The sequence below is a fragment of the Burkholderia sp. AU44665 genome, from assembly GCF_030504405.1.
Classification (GTDB): Bacteria; Pseudomonadota; Gammaproteobacteria; order Burkholderiales; family Burkholderiaceae; genus Burkholderia; species Burkholderia semiarida.
The window spans coordinates 338,009-353,110 of sequence record NZ_JAUJRI010000002.1 but is presented as its reverse complement, the minus strand read 5'-3'; the positions used below and the strand labels follow the sequence as shown (position 1 = coordinate 353,110).

The 15,102-nt window shown below is 60.6% G+C and carries 19 protein-coding genes and 1 tRNA gene; 9 read left to right on the top strand and 11 right to left on the bottom strand.

The window, feature by feature from the left end; genetic code table 11:
• Positions 1-22: 22 nt before the first annotated feature.
• The 3 genes from QZM15_RS06770 to QZM15_RS06760 all read left to right on the top strand — a co-directional run bounded on the left by QZM15_RS06770 (position 23) and on the right by QZM15_RS06760 (position 1,828).
• Entirely contained in the window at positions 23-340 is a 318-nt protein-coding gene (locus tag QZM15_RS06770) for a YkgJ family cysteine cluster protein (RefSeq protein ID WP_302106081.1), read from the top strand.
• The gene (locus QZM15_RS06765; protein WP_059574168.1) at positions 337-918 is read left to right on the top strand and encodes a DUF1439 domain-containing protein; all 582 of its coding nucleotides are present in this window, start codon (positions 337-339) and stop codon (positions 916-918) included. Before QZM15_RS06770 ends, QZM15_RS06765 begins: the two co-directional genes overlap by 4 nt.
• Positions 919-997: 79 nt before the next feature.
• A complete protein-coding gene (locus QZM15_RS06760; RefSeq protein WP_302106080.1) occupies positions 998-1,828 on the top strand; it encodes an undecaprenyl-diphosphate phosphatase in 831 nt (276 codons plus the stop codon).
• A 93-nt stretch (positions 1,829-1,921) separates the two neighbouring features.
• Here the strand turns inward: QZM15_RS06760 and trmB are convergent, their stop codons facing one another.
• The 9 genes from trmB to QZM15_RS06715 all read right to left on the bottom strand — a co-directional run bounded on the left by trmB (position 1,922) and on the right by QZM15_RS06715 (position 8,570).
• On the bottom strand, positions 1,922-2,698 hold the full coding sequence (trmB, locus tag QZM15_RS06755) for a tRNA (guanosine(46)-N7)-methyltransferase TrmB (protein ID WP_302106079.1): 777 nt from the start codon (positions 2,696-2,698) through the stop codon (positions 1,922-1,924).
• 138 nt (positions 2,699-2,836) lie between these two features.
• Positions 2,837-2,911, bottom strand: a tRNA-Gly gene (locus QZM15_RS06750).
• Between the two features lie 159 nt (positions 2,912-3,070).
• Entirely contained in the window at positions 3,071-3,898 is an 828-nt protein-coding gene (locus QZM15_RS06745; RefSeq protein ID WP_302106078.1) for a DUF2971 domain-containing protein, read from the bottom strand.
• Between the two features lie 120 nt (positions 3,899-4,018).
• Entirely contained in the window at positions 4,019-4,588 is a 570-nt protein-coding gene (locus QZM15_RS06740) for a hypothetical protein (protein WP_226290077.1), read from the bottom strand.
• Entirely contained in the window at positions 4,581-5,423 is an 843-nt protein-coding gene (locus tag QZM15_RS06735; protein WP_226290078.1) for a hypothetical protein, read from the bottom strand. Before QZM15_RS06735 ends, QZM15_RS06740 begins: the two co-directional genes overlap by 8 nt.
• A 222-nt stretch (positions 5,424-5,645) precedes the next feature.
• On the bottom strand, positions 5,646-6,299 hold the full coding sequence (locus QZM15_RS06730) for a hypothetical protein (protein ID WP_080293888.1): 654 nt from the start codon (positions 6,297-6,299) through the stop codon (positions 5,646-5,648).
• Between the two features lie 74 nt (positions 6,300-6,373).
• On the bottom strand, positions 6,374-6,688 hold the full coding sequence (locus QZM15_RS06725) for a hypothetical protein (RefSeq protein WP_038757523.1): 315 nt from the start codon (positions 6,686-6,688) through the stop codon (positions 6,374-6,376).
• Positions 6,689-7,038: 350 nt separating this feature from the next.
• A complete protein-coding gene (locus QZM15_RS06720; RefSeq protein ID WP_302106077.1) occupies positions 7,039-8,118 on the bottom strand; it encodes an HNH endonuclease signature motif containing protein in 1,080 nt (359 codons plus the stop codon).
• A gap of 53 nt (positions 8,119-8,171) precedes the next feature.
• Positions 8,172-8,570 (bottom strand): helix-turn-helix domain-containing protein, encoded by a 399-nt coding sequence (locus tag QZM15_RS06715; RefSeq protein ID WP_226290081.1) that lies wholly within the window; start codon positions 8,568-8,570, stop codon positions 8,172-8,174.
• Positions 8,571-8,789: 219 nt separating this feature from the next.
• On the opposite strand from QZM15_RS06715, the gene QZM15_RS06710 reads away from it, so the two are divergent.
• The 5 genes from QZM15_RS06710 (at position 8,790) to QZM15_RS06690 (ending at position 12,682) form a co-directional block, all read left to right on the top strand.
• Positions 8,790-9,125 (top strand): hypothetical protein, encoded by a 336-nt coding sequence (locus QZM15_RS06710; protein ID WP_302106076.1) that lies wholly within the window; start codon positions 8,790-8,792, stop codon positions 9,123-9,125.
• 114 nt (positions 9,126-9,239) lie between these two features.
• A complete protein-coding gene (locus tag QZM15_RS06705; protein ID WP_302106075.1) occupies positions 9,240-9,404 on the top strand; it encodes a hypothetical protein in 165 nt (54 codons plus the stop codon).
• Entirely contained in the window at positions 9,401-10,477 is a 1,077-nt protein-coding gene (locus tag QZM15_RS06700) for an Imm71 family immunity protein (RefSeq protein ID WP_302106074.1), read from the top strand. The genes QZM15_RS06705 and QZM15_RS06700 overlap by 4 nt, the downstream gene beginning before the upstream one ends.
• A 336-nt stretch (positions 10,478-10,813) precedes the next feature.
• Entirely contained in the window at positions 10,814-11,158 is a 345-nt protein-coding gene (locus tag QZM15_RS06695; RefSeq protein WP_059448122.1) for a cupin domain-containing protein, read from the top strand.
• A 345-nt stretch (positions 11,159-11,503) separates the two neighbouring features.
• A complete protein-coding gene (locus tag QZM15_RS06690) occupies positions 11,504-12,682 on the top strand; it encodes a mandelate racemase/muconate lactonizing enzyme family protein (protein ID WP_302106073.1) in 1,179 nt (392 codons plus the stop codon).
• 144 nt (positions 12,683-12,826) lie between these two features.
• Here the strand turns inward: QZM15_RS06690 and QZM15_RS06685 are convergent, their stop codons facing one another.
• Together QZM15_RS06685 and QZM15_RS06680 are read right to left on the bottom strand one after the other, a co-directional pair.
• Positions 12,827-13,369: a chromate transporter gene (locus tag QZM15_RS06685; RefSeq protein ID WP_302106072.1), complete on the bottom strand. Its 543-nt coding sequence runs from the start codon at positions 13,367-13,369 to the stop codon at positions 12,827-12,829.
• Positions 13,366-13,959: a chromate transporter gene (locus tag QZM15_RS06680; RefSeq protein WP_302106071.1), complete on the bottom strand. Its 594-nt coding sequence runs from the start codon at positions 13,957-13,959 to the stop codon at positions 13,366-13,368. The genes QZM15_RS06685 and QZM15_RS06680 overlap by 4 nt, the downstream gene beginning before the upstream one ends.
• 248 nt (positions 13,960-14,207) lie before the next feature.
• Here QZM15_RS06680 and QZM15_RS06675 point away from each other — a divergent pair, with 248 nt between their 5' ends.
• On the top strand, positions 14,208-15,074 hold the full coding sequence (locus QZM15_RS06675) for a Sir2 family NAD-dependent protein deacetylase (RefSeq protein WP_089464598.1): 867 nt from the start codon (positions 14,208-14,210) through the stop codon (positions 15,072-15,074).
• The last annotated feature ends 28 nt before the right edge of the window (positions 15,075-15,102 follow it).

Below are 15,102 nucleotides of genomic sequence, written 5' to 3'. Positions count from 1 at the left end.
AGAGAACCGAGTGTCCGTCGAAATGCCTGTCCGCCCGGCGCCCGCCGAAGTCCCGCCGCCGCACGCGTGCCGCGAGGGCTGCGGCGCGTGCTGCATCGCGCCGTCGATTTCCAGCCCGATTCCGGGCATGCCCGACGGCAAGCCGGCCGGCGTGCGCTGCGTGCAGCTCGGCGACGACCTGCGCTGCATGATCTTCGGCCGGCCCGAGCGCCCCGCGTGCTGCTCCGGGCTGCAGCCGTCCGCCGACATGTGCGGCGCGTCGCGCGTCGACGCGCTCGCGTGGCTTACGCGCCTCGAGGCCGCGACGCGGCCGGCGCATCCAGGAGAGAGTTCAGCATGACCGTCCCTCGCGCGCCCGGCCGGCGCCGTTTTCTCGCTGCCGCCATCGGCGCCGTCGGCGTGTGCGTATCGCTTGCCGCGTGCGCGTCGACGTTCCCGTTCATCCCCGATCACTACACGTTTTCGCGCGGCGACGTGCAGAAGGCCGTCGCGCGCAAGTTTCCTTACCAGAAGACGGTCGCGCAGGTCGTCGACGTGTCGCTCGCGAACCCGGCCGTCAACCTGCTGCCCGACCAGAACCGCGTCGCCGTGCAGCTCGACGCGAATTTCGCGAGCCCGTTCCTGCGCGCGCCCGTCAGCGGCAAGTTCACCGTGTCGGGCCAGCTCGCGTACGACGCGCCGAGCCGCTCGGTGGTGCTGAGGGCGCCGGCCGTCGACAGCCTCGTGCTCGACGGCGACGCGCAGATGTACGCGCAGCAGGTGGGCGCGGCCGCCGGGCTGCTCGCGACGCAGTTGCTGACCAACTACCCGATCTACACGTTCAAGCCGGAACAACTGCAATTTGCCGGGGTGAACTACGAACCCGGTACAATTACGATCCTTACAAACGGCATACGCGTGGCGATCGTCGAAAAGTGACGACGGGGCGCGCACGGCCGGGCGGGCCGCGCGCGCAAGAGTGGCCTTTTCTTTCGACCATTTCGGAGTTGGGCCACGGATGGACTGGATCCTGATCTGCAAGGCATTGATCCTCGGCGTCGTCGAGGGGCTGACGGAATTCCTGCCGGTGTCGAGCACCGGTCACCTGATCGTCGCGGGCAGCTTCCTGAATTTCAACGATTCGCACGCGAAGACATTCGACGTCGTGATCCAGTTCGGCGCGATCCTCGCGGTCTGCTGGGAATACCGGCAGCGGATCGTGTCCGTCGTGTCCGGACTGCCGAGCCGGCCCGACGCGCGGCGCTTCACGCTGAACGTCGTGATCGCGACGATTCCCGCGATCGCGCTCGGCCTCCTGCTCGAGAAGAAGATCAAGGCCGTGCTGTTCGCGCCGGTGCCCGTCGCGTTCGCGCTCGTCGTCGGCGGCGCGATCATCCTGTGGGCCGAGGCGCGGCAGCGCGAACGCGGCCAGCCGCCGCGCGTGATGTCGGTCGATGCGCTGACGCCGCTCGACGCATTCAAGGTCGGACTCGCGCAGTGCTTCGCGCTGGTGCCCGGCATGTCACGCTCGGGCTCGACGATCATCGGCGGGATGCTGTTCGGCCTCGACCGCCGCGTGGCCACCGAATTCTCGTTTTTCCTCGCGATTCCGATCATCTTCGGCGCGACGCTCTATGAAACCGTGAAGGACTGGCAGGCGTTCACCGTCGATTCGCTCGGGCTGTTCGCGCTCGGGCTCGTGTCGGCATTCGTCAGTGCGTTCGTGTGCGTGCGCTGGCTGCTGCGCTACGTCGCGACGCACGATTTCACGGTGTTCGCGTGGTACCGGATCGCATTCGGGCTGTTCGTGCTGCTGGTCGGTTACAGCGGCTGGCTGAACTGGTCGTGAGGCGAATGCGAAGGCCGGTGCGCCTTCGATAAAAAAGCCCGACCGGCGCGAGACGCCGGTCGGGCTTTTTCTATTTTGCGCGGGGCGGGGCGCTCAGCCTGCGCGCTTGCGGAACACCAGGTCCCACACGCCGTGGCCGAGCCGCAGCCCGCGCCGTTCGAACTTCGTCACCGGGCGGTAGTCAGGGCGCGGCGCGTAGTCGGCGGCCGTGTTCTCGAGCGTCGGTTCCGCGCCGAGCACTTCCAGCATCTGCTCCGCGTAGTTCTGCCAGTCAGTCGCGCAGTGCAGGTACGCGCCGGGCTTCAGGCGCGACGCGAGATGCGCGACGAGCGGCGGCTGGATCAGCCGGCGCTTGTGGTGACGCGCCTTGTGCCACGGATCGGGGAAGAAGATGTGCACGCCGTCGAGGCTTTCCGGCGCGATCATGTGCTCGAGCACCTCGACCGCGTCGTGCTGGATGATGCGGATGTTCGTCAGATCCTGCTCGCCGATCAGCTTCAGCAGCGCACCGACGCCCGGCTCGTGCACCTCGACGCCGAGGAAATCGTCGCCCGGGCGATGCGCGGCGATTTCCGCGGTCGATGCGCCCATCCCGAAACCGATCTCGAGGATGCGCGGTGCAGTGCGGCCGAAGATCGCGTTCCAGTCGGGCAGCGCCGGCGCATACGGGACGACGAAGCGCGGGCCGAACTCGTCGATCGCGCGGCGCTGGCCGGTCGATACGCGGCCGGCGCGCGTGACGAAGCTGCGGATGCGGCGGCGATGCAGCGGGTTGGCTTCGTCGGCGCCTTCGGTGGCTTGGTCGGCCTCGTCGGGAATGGCGTCGTCGTGCGGCGGCAGGCCGGCTTCGTTCGGATCGTCGTGCATCATCGGTACAGAGAAAGGCTCGGTTCGGGCGAGGGCCCGTTGCGCAGCAGTGCTGCCGGGCGATTCAGCGCATGGTACAAAAAAGCCGCCTTCGACGAGGGAAGAGGCGGCTCATGCGCAGGCTGCAGGGCAGCCGGAAAGTGGAGCGGGCGATGGGAATCGAACCCACGTCATCAGCTTGGGAAGCTGAGGTAATGGCCATTATACGACGCCCGCAGAACTAGCGATTCTACAGGGGTTTCGGCGGGGATGGCAAGCGGGAGGTTTCGGGCGGTGGCAGCGAAACTGGCATGGCTCGATGCTGGGGCGCTGGCATCGCTGGCCGCTCAAGATCGACGTAAGGCAGTCGTTTCGCATTTAGGATTGGGGAATCCATCAGCGATAAGCACCGGCACCCCGTGAACGCCTGATAACCACGCCGTCTAATCCGTTTTCAACGAGCTTATTCCGAACCTCCATCTCTGTCAGTGTGCACAGCGGGCCCAGAACCACCTCCTCAATCGCCCGCACATTTTGGAAGTTGGTGTTGAGGCGGTGGTACGTCGCTTCACCGAACTCGGATTGGCGGACTTGCAGTTTGTATGGATCGACTTCAGCATTGATCTCAATGAAGCCGCGGATTTCACGTTCGTCTGCGAAAAAGTGATCTTTGTATAAAGTACAAAGTCGCATCAATGCAATTTTTAGCGTTCTAGTATGGACTGCGGCATGTACATTGGCGTCCTCCCCTGATAGATTTTTCAATTGATTCGACGCGCTTTGAATATATTGACGTAGCATTGACCTGTAAGCTTGGTCATCGTAAATCACCGGAAGAAATAAAACTTTCCCTGATATCGGATTTCTCTTTGTAAGGTATCGGCCAAACATGCAGTGATCTTGTATTTTTTTGGGATCGTATCCAATAGCTGCACCGTAGCAATTGTCTCCGTACCCACGCCACATGCTCAAGCAATCACCAAGACTTCCAAACGAGCATATTAGGATCATGAAATACGGATCCATTTTATCCGGTGAAATAGCCTCAATAGCGGCCGTCAGTTCAGGAAAATCACAGGCGATGATTTCGCTGGCGATTCGAAAGCCAGCCTCGTATTCGTTCCAGTCGTTCATTTGGCGCAAGTCGGTAAACCACAGTTCTTGACTGTGCAGCATTGACAAAAAGGTGGAGGCGTTCGCGTAACGATAGACGAGGTTGGTCATATGCTTCAGATCAAAAGGACTAACACATCAGATGATGAAGCGACTGCGCTGCGGTTTAGTGGCACGTTGCTGCGCGCGCGCTTGTAATGGTGATGCTGTCGGAGACTCTTTGCGCGCACGTTAAAGGGAGACTGACTCCGGGCCATTCGGATGTTCCTCAAAAAAAACATCGGCGTCTCGCACAAAACGAAAAAACAAGCGCCAATACGCCTCGGTCATTGCTATGCCTGTTTGAAAATTTGCTCCGTACATTGCGCATCTAGCGTAATGACCGAACATGTAGAGGGCGACTTGCTTGTCCAGTTGGCCGCTGTCAATGAGAATTTGAATTTCTTCGAAGAAGGTAATAAACTTTCTCTTTCGATCCCACATGTCAGGATTGGCTAGGGCTTCATTATCAGAGTCAACCAGGCACAGGACGGCGTAAAGTTCCGGGTTGTCAAAAAGCCGACGATGCTGGTTTAAGAAAAACTCCGTTCGTTTTAATTTTGCGGCAGCATCTCTGTCAATAATTTCCTTTTCACGCTGTTCGTTCAGGCGTTTGAGCTCTGCACGAACCTTATAGAGACCGAATACCCCGAAGATCACGGCGGCCAATGTTCCGAGAGCCTGCCAATAGACCCCCCACTCGGACATTAGCATGCAGGCAGACGTATGCAGTGCACAAAACAAGCTTGGATTGTTAATCATCGGTTTGGATTGGGGTCGCGTCGTGAATTACGTATCGCTTTACAAATCCTTGTGCGCTTTCAATCGATGACACTTTAAGTTGCAGCTTCCCAGTTCTGCCGTCTATGCGCTTCGCCATGGAGTCAACTACAAGCTTCTTGACTCTATTTCCCGAGCTTCCTGCGATTTCAAATGAAATTACTTTTCCGTCTTCGTCGGAATAGAGGCGACCAAAATCACTCAGGACGTTATATCTTGTGATATTTCCTTGAATGATTCGTTTGTCGGTTTTTATTTCGCGAACGGTTACGAAGTCGCGTGTGTGCCGGTCCATTGTGAGTAGGTCACCTTTGCGGAGGCGAGCCAATGTGATGCTTACGCTATCGTCTGATTCAATAGGGCGTTGCAACTCTCTCATGGCTGACTCTAGTGCATCAGCGATTTCATATATAAAATCAGGGTCCCTGTTAAGAGTGGACTGGACATATGCCGTTTCCGGCGTGTACGGTAATCCCAGTGCAGCAGACCAACAGCATGTCAGATAGTCCCAAAAGCTATTGACTAACTTGCTGGGGCCAATTCGCTTGATTGTTGTCGCATTGAATCTAATATCGATGCGCTCTTCAAAGCAACCTTTGAGGGACGAGTGGACGAACGCTTGAACGCCATGAGCTCTGTCGGCGCGGGTGCGAATCTGATCGTTGTTGGCAAACGCGTGGCTAGCAATGTTAACTGCTCGAGCGATCCCGAGCATAGTCCTAGCTCCGTCGTGCAAATCTAAGATGCCTTCGTCTGCGGTGCCGCCTTCAACACGGATGAGGGCGCTTACTTCTTTTTCTTCGCTAGGCTGATTCATACATTGCTATTTTAATCCCCGTTTTTTGCACGTTACCACAGAAGTACAAGCCGCGTAAGTGACCGAGGCGTGATGTGGAAATGAGAATTATTACTGGTTGTGTGTCGGCCCAAAGGTGCGAGCCGACACAGATGATTTTGTGTTCGGATCGAGAGCGAATGATCTGACCGCTATTTCTTTTATGAAGCTTAGAGATAGTCGTCGCATGGACGACATTAGACACTACGACGATTTTTCCCCGCTATGCCTCGTAAAGACGTCCGGGAATTCATCTCCACATAGCGCAAAAAGTGTGCCATAAATTTCACGATCTTGCTCCGGGCTGTTGGAATGGGTGCAGATCGAAAGGTAGATGTTTTTCTGTTTGTGTACGCCGAAGATTAGCCACTCCCCGGTAAGTTTTTGCTTTGCTGCGCGTTGCCTGTAGCCCTCCATCACGAACTCGTGAGCCAGCCGACCTTGCCAGCCAACGCGCGAAGGAGCCTCCTCTTCCTCAGCCACAACCCGAGCACACAATTTTTCGAACTTGTCGCTCTTGGAACTGAACATGCTCCATTCGTTGTAGATGTTCCGAATCAGGAATCGTGCATCAAAAAAATGGACCTTCCACAGCCCGTGCAAGGCGTCACCTTTGAACTGCCGAGGTTTCGCGGTCATAGAAGGAAACGGACTGCGACCTTCAAGGCGCTGTATGACGTCCGTGACGGCAAATGTATTGAGTGCTTTATGCTTCCACGCGCTGGTCAACTGAGCAAGCAAAAACCGACTCAGTCGTGATGTGTCGATGCCGTAGAGTCCCGCGTTCGATGAGGTGAACGCCTGGATGTCGTCGTCGGATATTCCAAAGCCGGTCATGATGCTTGGATCGAGACGCACGGATTTTCCTTGCTCTTGCCGGACGAGTCGAACAACGTGCTGTTGTTCCGATCAGTAGGCGTCGGGATAGTCGTCTATTGGTAGGTGGGAAGCGCCATCAGGGCATCTGTCGCAGCTCCGTTGTCCCCAAAGCTCTCCAGGTACTCGTGCTGTCCCGGCTTCACTCGGACCTTATCGGTGTGGCGATAGGAGCCGGGACCGTCAGGCACGATGACGAACACGGCGTCACCGCCTACGATCAAATTTGCAATCTCGTGATAATCCAGAGCTCGGCCTGTATCTAAACCGATGCTCCCATCGTCGTTCTTGCTGAACCCGTGAATCTTCGCTTCGACTATTTCGCCGGTCGCTGTGTCCAGCTTAATCATCGAAATACCATAGGTGCTCATCGTTTGTCCCCGAGCGGCGAAACGATGGGCCCGCCGTCAGGGAAGTATAGCGAAGGCAGTGCGGAGACGGGCGTGCTTCGTTGCCAGGATCACGGTATAGCCGGGATAGTCGTCGCATGGACGACATCAAACACCCCAACGATTTCCCACCGCTGACCATCGAGCAGATTTGCGAGCTGGCGGCGGCGGTGTGTGACGATTTCGGCGGCGACCTCCCGCGAGCAGCTTTCACGGAGAAACTGCTACTCCTCCTCCAAGACGTTCCAGGATTCGAGGTAGGCAAGGTGGACGAGAGGTTCATTGAATTGGCGTGGACGACATACAGCGGTCGCCGACCAATTCCTGAGATTCTACTCGCGCACCAGCTCAGCGACCTTTTCATAGAGCGTTTCTCGGTATGCACGAGCATTTTCCGAGAAGTGGAGCCGTCGATGGCAGTTCGGGCAAACGGCGATCGCATTCGTTGGCGTATCCGATCCGTCGTCCGCAAGTCTGCGGAGATGATGAACCTCCAGAAATGGGAAGCCGTCTGCGCCGATAAACGGAGCCGGTTGGTCGCAAGCTTCGCACGTCCCATTTGCTCGCTCCAGCACCCATGCTTTGACCTGCGGATCCCGTACGATACTGGTCGTGGTTGATGTAGTTTTTTGGGGCGTTTTGCTTCCTGCGGGGCGTTGCTGCAGCGTCTTGCGGAGCTTGGCGACCGTAGCTGCTTCGGTAGCCACCGGCGGTTCATGGCGGCCTTCCAGTTCGCAGATGAGCGTTTCTATCTGCGCAGTGACCCTCACCCCAACGTTCTTTGCCGGTGGGAGGCCGGGTATCCAGCCCCGTCCCATGAGAGCTAAGACATGGGAGATGTTCTGCATCCGGTATTCGCACGACTTCTCGGATCGGCCAATTCTCGCGGAGAGGTCTCGATAGACCTGCTTCTTTACAACGGATTGCCCGTTCCGGAGCCGACGTGCCATGTCGAGATACGCGACGACGGAGGCTCTCAATTCTGGTTCGGACCAGTCCGACTCAAGTCGATTTTCTTCGTCGATCCTTCTCGCCCAGTCTTGCATCAGAAGCAGGCATGTCGCTTCGTCCTGTACCCAAAGATACGAACCGCTGTAGTCACTATTGACCCCCAATAGATTCGGGTCACACCCATGTTGCAGGGCGAACTCGGCCTTATCGAAGTTCGGGGGAGCCTTGGCGCGATTCTTCTCGAACCGGTACAAGCAAGCATAAGGGGGATTATGCCCCCAGAGATCCTCGTGCATATTCCCGACGTGCACGCCGCGCCAAGTGATACGTAGAGTCTTTCTCTGGTCATTCGGACCCTGCGTCGTGGGAGCGATAGTAAAGCCGGCAGCTTCCAGCGCATGGATGACGCTCAGTGCGAACGCATTCGGCGGGTTGCCCGTATAGTTTGACAGATCAGGCATGGGAACAATATGGTCCGAGTGAATGCAACGTTTGTCGCTGCAAGACTTGATTGTTACTTGCGCCGCTTGCTCTTGGGCGGATGCTTGGCCCTTAGCATGTCGGCGAACTGCTGAACGAAATTCACGACGAGTTCCCGCTCGTCGCTATCCAGTCCATCGAGCGCGTCCGCAATTATCGCCAGTTGGTCATCCGGTCGCTTCGATCCGCGCTGCAACAACTGGTCTACCGAGCAGTTGAGTGCGTCACTAAGCTGCTGGAGCCGATACAAAGTCGGCACACGAGTGCCACGCTCCCATCGGCTGACCGCTTCCTGTTCCAGGTCGATCATCTCCGCGAGCTTCGCCTGTGTCAGACCGCGTGCGCGTCGTTGTTCGGCAATGGCAGTTCCGACACGAGCGGCAAGCAATGCGTTTTGAGCGTCTTCGGTCGGGGAGGCGGGGCGGGTAGTCATAGGACGATATGGTCGTCTTCATTCCGGTTGCGATGAACAACCATATTGGAATGTTATATTCCATAATGGTTGAATTTGTCGAGGGCTGACGTATCGTGCGGAGATGCCTGAGCGGTCGGATAACAACGAACGCTCTCGGGCAAGGGCCAATCCAGAAAAATCAACGAGCTATGACAACGAACGATCCTCTTTCCCGGTTTCACGCCTTCATTACCGCCTATGAGGGATGTCAGCGTCGGTTCTCGCGAGCGCGTTGCAGATGACGCCGATGGCCGCCAGAGCACTCGGACTGATCAATGCATTTCTGGGCTGACCCTGCACGAACTGAGTTGTGTTCTCGGCGGCAGCCAAGGGCAAGTAATCGGCGCGGCATTCGACCTAAAGCACTTCGGCTACATCGACATCACCGAGGAGCAGAATGACAATCGGCGGTGTGTACTTCGACCGATCCGGGATCGGATGTTCGGCTTCGATGGGTACCTGCGGCTCGTGAATAAACTTGCGAGCGACGCAGGAATCGCCGAACGCTTGGAGGCGTTGCTACCGCTGTATTAGGACGTTTTGATGAAAGCTTTGGAAGAGTTGCAGGGTGATGCGCAGAGCGTCCAATATCAGGCGCAACGGCGGATACCGGCGCGGGTCGCGTAATCGCGTGCTGAGATTTCGAACATGGAATTCGAGAGATTGTTCGAAGGGAAACTGCCGGATCAAGCAGAAGCTCGGGCACTCTTTCTGGCAGAGCGTGAGCGATCGGACAAGATCAGACAGGAAGGCTATGCGTGGCGAGCCATCGCCAATGGCGGAAAACAATCGACGGAAGAACAGAACCAATGATGCTGAATACTTTGACCATGACGCCTGAGCAGGAACTGGATGCGCGCGCCAAAGCATTTTACCTGCTCAAGAAATGGACAAGCGTTACGTTCCTGGACCATGCAGTTAGTCTGTACAGGGACTTTCTTCACGCGTACGCCAAGCAATTGGACACGCCGAGCCCAAATCAGGAGGAATTGGAGGCAGCGTATGTCAGCGATTTCCTGAATGCGTTGGTGAGGATGGATCAAGGCATTGAGACATTGCGGCAAGGTGCCGACAAGCGCTCGGCTTACGATGCGCTCATAACGGGTAGCGAGAAGGGCGGGGAGCTTTTGTTCGGGCGGAGTGCGCACGAGGTCGGTCGAACATATGATCCGTTTTTCCACGCGCTTGGCGTGAGGGATACGAGGTTTTCGGATTTCGAATATGCAACGGGGTATGCGGAAGGGGCGTGGATTGAAGAGTTGAGCTGTCAGGCGCTCAAGTGTACTGTCGGGCTCGATTTTTCCGAATACCTTACCTATGGCAAGCGTGCCGACGGCGGTACTCGTGTGTTCAAGCATTGGACGTATGAATCGTTGTTCCAGGATCCGTTATTTCCTGCTTGGCGATATTGGCCACCCGGTCGTACCTATCCCGCATCGCTTCCTCCCTGTCCGCCCAAGAACGAATCCGCAAGCGGCGAGGTTTGCAGCGATCAGGAGATTCCTGTCGAGGGTATCTGGGAACCATGGTTTCCGGCTGGCAAGGTTGGATGTCCGAGTTACTTCCTCAAGGGCAGTATCGCCCACAAGTACCTGTTGGAAGGTACCAACGACGAACATGTGGTGCGCTGGCGGCTATTGTGGGAAGACAAGCGTTATCGGGACGGCAGCATCCCGGCAGAGGAGGAGGCCTACCTCCCCAAGCCTGCTGCGCAACCAAGGCTACGTGTCCTGCCCGGGGAGCCTTGTCCGCGCGCCGGTTATTGGCAAAGTCCTGCCGTGAAAGATTCGGTTTATGTCGAGGCCGGAACGCCTATGCCAGGACCTCAACGCACGGCATGGGGAATGGTCATTTGGCATTACTCGGACCCTCAGCCGAACAATTGAATCGCGATTGGACCAAGAGCACGTCGATCGGCCCCGACGAAGGGGTGTTGCGTCGTTGGCCGCAGCAACTCTAACTCGGGCGTCAAGCCACGCAGCAGGGCAGATGGTTTGTGTGGTTTTCGATGTGCCGTGCTTCTGTTCATACGCGTAGAGGGTACGAGCCCAGCATCTCGACAGTGAACGAATGGCGCTATGCGAGCACGTCGACTGCAACGTGAGGCGGCCCGCCAGCCAATGTCGAAAATAGACGAGTCGGCGTCGGAAGCATACAAGCCCGGGTAAAGCTTTCGAACTAACGTGACAGGTCTTTCATACGATCGTCAGTCTGGAGCCGACATGTCCGATTTCATCACCGTTCTGCGCAAAACCTGCCCGACGCCTGTCGTTGACGCGACCAAGTGGAAGCGCATTGGCGGCGATCCGCACACCGTGAACCTCAACGCGTACGTCTCGAAGGACGGCAGCAAGATCATGGGTACCTGGATCTGCACGCCGGGCAAGTTCGAGGTGAATTACGAAAAATGGGAGTACTGCCACTTCCTCGATGGCTACTGCATCATCACGCCGGAAGGCGAGGAGCCGGTGCACCTGAAAGCCGGCGACGTGTTCGTGATCGAACCCGGCATGAAGGGGACGTGGGAAGTGGTCGAGACGGTGCGCAAGTACTTCGTATTCGCCTGAGTTTGTCTGAGCGGGCCGGTCGATTCTCCCGGCGCGGGCTATTCTCGTCGCCTTATCTTGTCCCGGTGCACGAAGGCAGGAGTGGCGAACGGGAATTCCGCCTCGATCAAAGTCGCCCAGGTTCGGAAACAGTGCGCCGAGCGTGGTTATACGCTCGGCGTTCTGCTTTCCGGCTGTAACACGTGATGAAGGCGACGCGCGGTTGTCTGATGACGGCGCGATGACGCTCGCCGCCAGTCCTGCACGCTGCCACGCAAACCCCTAAGATGCAGCGATCCGTCCATCATTTCCGCTGCTGCGCGCGAAGCTTGCGCCCGCGCCGGACGTCCCTCCGGAGCCCCGACCATGCGCATCACCGCGGTCCACGAACGCGCGATTCCCGTATCCCGCTATGCCGATCCGGCGATTCCTTCGGGCGGCCTGACCACGAGCATCGTCGCGGTCGTCACCGACGTCGTGCGCGACGGCCGGCCGGTGACGGGCTACGGCTACGCGTCGATCGGCCGTTTTGCGCAGAGCGGCCTGATCCGCGAACGGTTCGCGCCGCGTCTGCTGGCCGCCGCCGATACGCTCGCCGACGAAGCTGGCACGAACCTCGACCCGTTCCGCGCATGGCGCGCGATGATGGCCGGCGAGAAGCCGGGCGGGCACGGTGAACGCTGCGTCGCGGTCGGCACGCTCGACATGGCGATCTGGGACGCCGCCGCGAAGATCGCCGATCTGCCGCTGCATCGATTTCTCGCCGATCGTCTCCAACGCACGGCAGCACCACGCGTGCGCGTGTACGCGGGCGGCGGCTATCGTTATCCGCACGACGACCTCGCGCGCCTGTCGGACGAGATGCGCCGGATCGTCGATCTCGGCTACACGCACGCGAAGATCAAGATCGGCGGGGTGGATTTCGATCAGGACCGGCGCCGCATCGACGCCGCTGCCGCGCAGCTTGCCGGCCCTTCGCATCTCGCGGTCGACGCGATGAACACGTACGACGCGACGACCGCCCACGACGCGGCCGAGATGCTCGCGCCGTTCGACCTTTGGTGGTTCGAGGATATCTGCGACCCGCTCGATCTGCCGCTTCAAGCAGACGTTGCCACGCGATACGCACCGCCGATTGCGGCCGGCGAAGCGCTGTTCTCGCTCGCGGAAGCGAAGCTGCTCGACCGCTACGGCGGCTTGCGCAACGACCGCGACGTGCTGGTGTTCGATCCCGTGCACAGCTACGGGCTGCCGGGCTATCTGCAGATCGTCGATCACTTCGTGTCGCGCGGCTGGCGGCGCGATGCGTTCTGGCCGCACGGCGGCCATCTGTTCTCGCTGCACGTCGTCGCGGCGCTCGGGCTCGGTGGCGCGGAAGTCAGCCTGTTCGCGTTCCATCCGTTCAGCGGACTCGCCGATGGCGAAATCGTCGATGCGGGATACGCACGCGTGCCGCAGGCGCCGGGTATCGGGTTCGAGTTGCATGCCCACGCGCACGACGTACTGCGCGCGGTAGCGGAATCGGTGCCGATAGCGGGCCGCTGACGCGTACAGTGCGCCGATCGCGCACCGCGGGCATCCCCCGTCCACTGCGGCTGCTGTCCGAGCGGGCCGGTGCTTCGCGCCGTTCAGGCGTCAGGACGGATTGGCGCCCGGGTGATGTCGCGATGTAAAGGCGATAGCGCCGCGTCACACGCCCCCGAGCGCATGCACGCCGACGAGCAGCAGCGCGCCGATCGCGATCAGCAGCAGCGCATGAACACGCGTGTAGATCACGCACAGCGTCGACGCCACCGTGATCGCGCGGGCGGCCCAGCCGCCGTCGAGCGCACGCAGCAGCACCCATACCGACGCGAGGATCATGCCGGCCGCGACCGGGCGCAGGCCGGTTTCGAGCGCGATTTGCCAGCGCGCGCCCCGATGTCGCCGCCATAGATGCGCGACGCCGTAGATCAGGAATGCGGTCGGGCCGAACAGCGCGAGCGTCGCGATCACCGCGCCCCAGAAGCCGGCCACCTGCCAGCCGATCAGCGTCGCCAGCAGCGAGCCGGGGCCCGGCGCCATCCGTGCGATCGCGAAGTCGTTCACGAATTGCGCGGCGCTCATCCAGTGATGCACATCGACGACTTGCCGCTGGATATCGGCGATGACCGCCTGCCCACCGCCGATCGTCGCGATCGACAGCGGCGCGAACACGCCGAACAGTGCTGCGTAACGTGCGGACGCGTTCATCGTGCGTCACTTCCGACCGGCGCAGCGGCCGCGCGACGGTATTCGAGCGCGACGCTCAGCGTGCCGCCGATCAGCACGGTCCACACGAGCGGCCAGTGCAGCACGGCGACCGACACGAACGTGAGCGTCGTCACCGCGAACGGCAGCACGCGGCGCGGCAGCCGGCGCACCGCGGTGATCGCCATCGAGATCGACAGCCCGATCGCCGCGGCCGCCGCGCCGGCGAGCGCGACATGCGTGAGCGGGAAGCGCGTGAGGGTCGAGAACGCGACGCCGAACAGCACGATCAGCACGGCCGGCGGCGCGATGATGCCGGTGAAGCCGGCCACCGCGCCGCGCCATCCGGCGAGCCGGTAGCCGATCCAGATCGCGAGGTTCTTCACGTTGACGCCCGGCAACGCTTGCGACAGCGCGAGACCATTGAGGAACGCCTCTTCGTCGAGCCAGCGCCGCTCGTGCACGAAATCGCGCATCATCCGCCCGCTGAGCCCGCCGCCGAAGCTGGTCAGGCCGATCTGCGCGAATGCGATGAACAGCGCGAGGGCGCCCGGCGGCGGTGTGTCGCCCGCGGGCGGTGCAGTGGGAGTCATGGCGGAGGGCGAGGGCATCGGGCGGGTGGCGCGTGGCGATCAGGCGATCGCCCATGTTATCAAGCGCTGCCTGTCAGCACGCTGACACGGGGTTCGGCGCAGGGCGGTGCAACCCGCGCCCGATTTGACGCGTACGAACGCGCCGCGCAATACGCCACGCAGTTGTGTTGCCGATGCGGCGCGACGCCCGAACCGGCGTATGATCGCGACGCCACTCGCGCAACGTTCGACGCCACCGCTTCTCCATCATGCCGCCTTCCGATCCCGCTGATCCCGCCGATTCCATCGCGCCGCTTCCCGCCGATCTCGTCGCGTCCGCCGTCGACGCGCTCGCGCGTGCCGACGCCTTGCTCGTCACGGCCGGCGCCGGCATCGGCGTCGATTCCGGGCTGCCCGATTTTCGCGGCACGGACGGCTTCTGGCGCGCGTATCCGGCGCTGCGCCACGAGCGTTTCGAATTCCACGAGATCGCGTCGCCGCACGCATTTCGTGCGCGTGCGCCGCTCGCATGGGGATTCTACGGGCATCGTCTCGCGCTCTATCGCGCGACGACGCCGCACGCGGGCTTCGCGATCCTGCGCCGCTGGATCGACGCGATGCCGAACGGCGGCTTCGTGCTGACGAGCAACGTCGACGGCCAGTTCCAGAAAGCCGGCTTCGAGCCGGCACGCATCGTCGAGATCCACGGCTCGATTCATGCGATGCAATGCCTGCGCCCGTGCACGGACGCGACGTGGGACGCGGCCCCGTTCGTGCCGGAAGTCGACGAAGCGACGTGCCGCCTGGTCGGCGACATGCCGCGCTGCCCGCACTGCGGCGGTCTCGCGCGGCCGAACATCCTGATGTTCGGCGACACCGGCTGGCTCGGCGCGCGCTACGACGCGCAGGAGCGCGCACTGGAAGACTGGATCGCGCAGGCCGGGCGCGTGGTGGTAGTCGAGATCGGCGCGGGCACCGCGATCCCGACCGTGCGTCTGCTGAGCGAACGGCTCGGCGCCGACGTGATCCGCATCAACGCGCGCGAGGCGCATGCGCGCCGGGCGGACGTGATCGGGCTGAAGGGCGGTGCGCTGGCGACGCTGAACGTGCTCGACCGCGCATGGCGCGGCGGCTGAGCCCCGCGCTTCGCGCCGACCGGCGCCG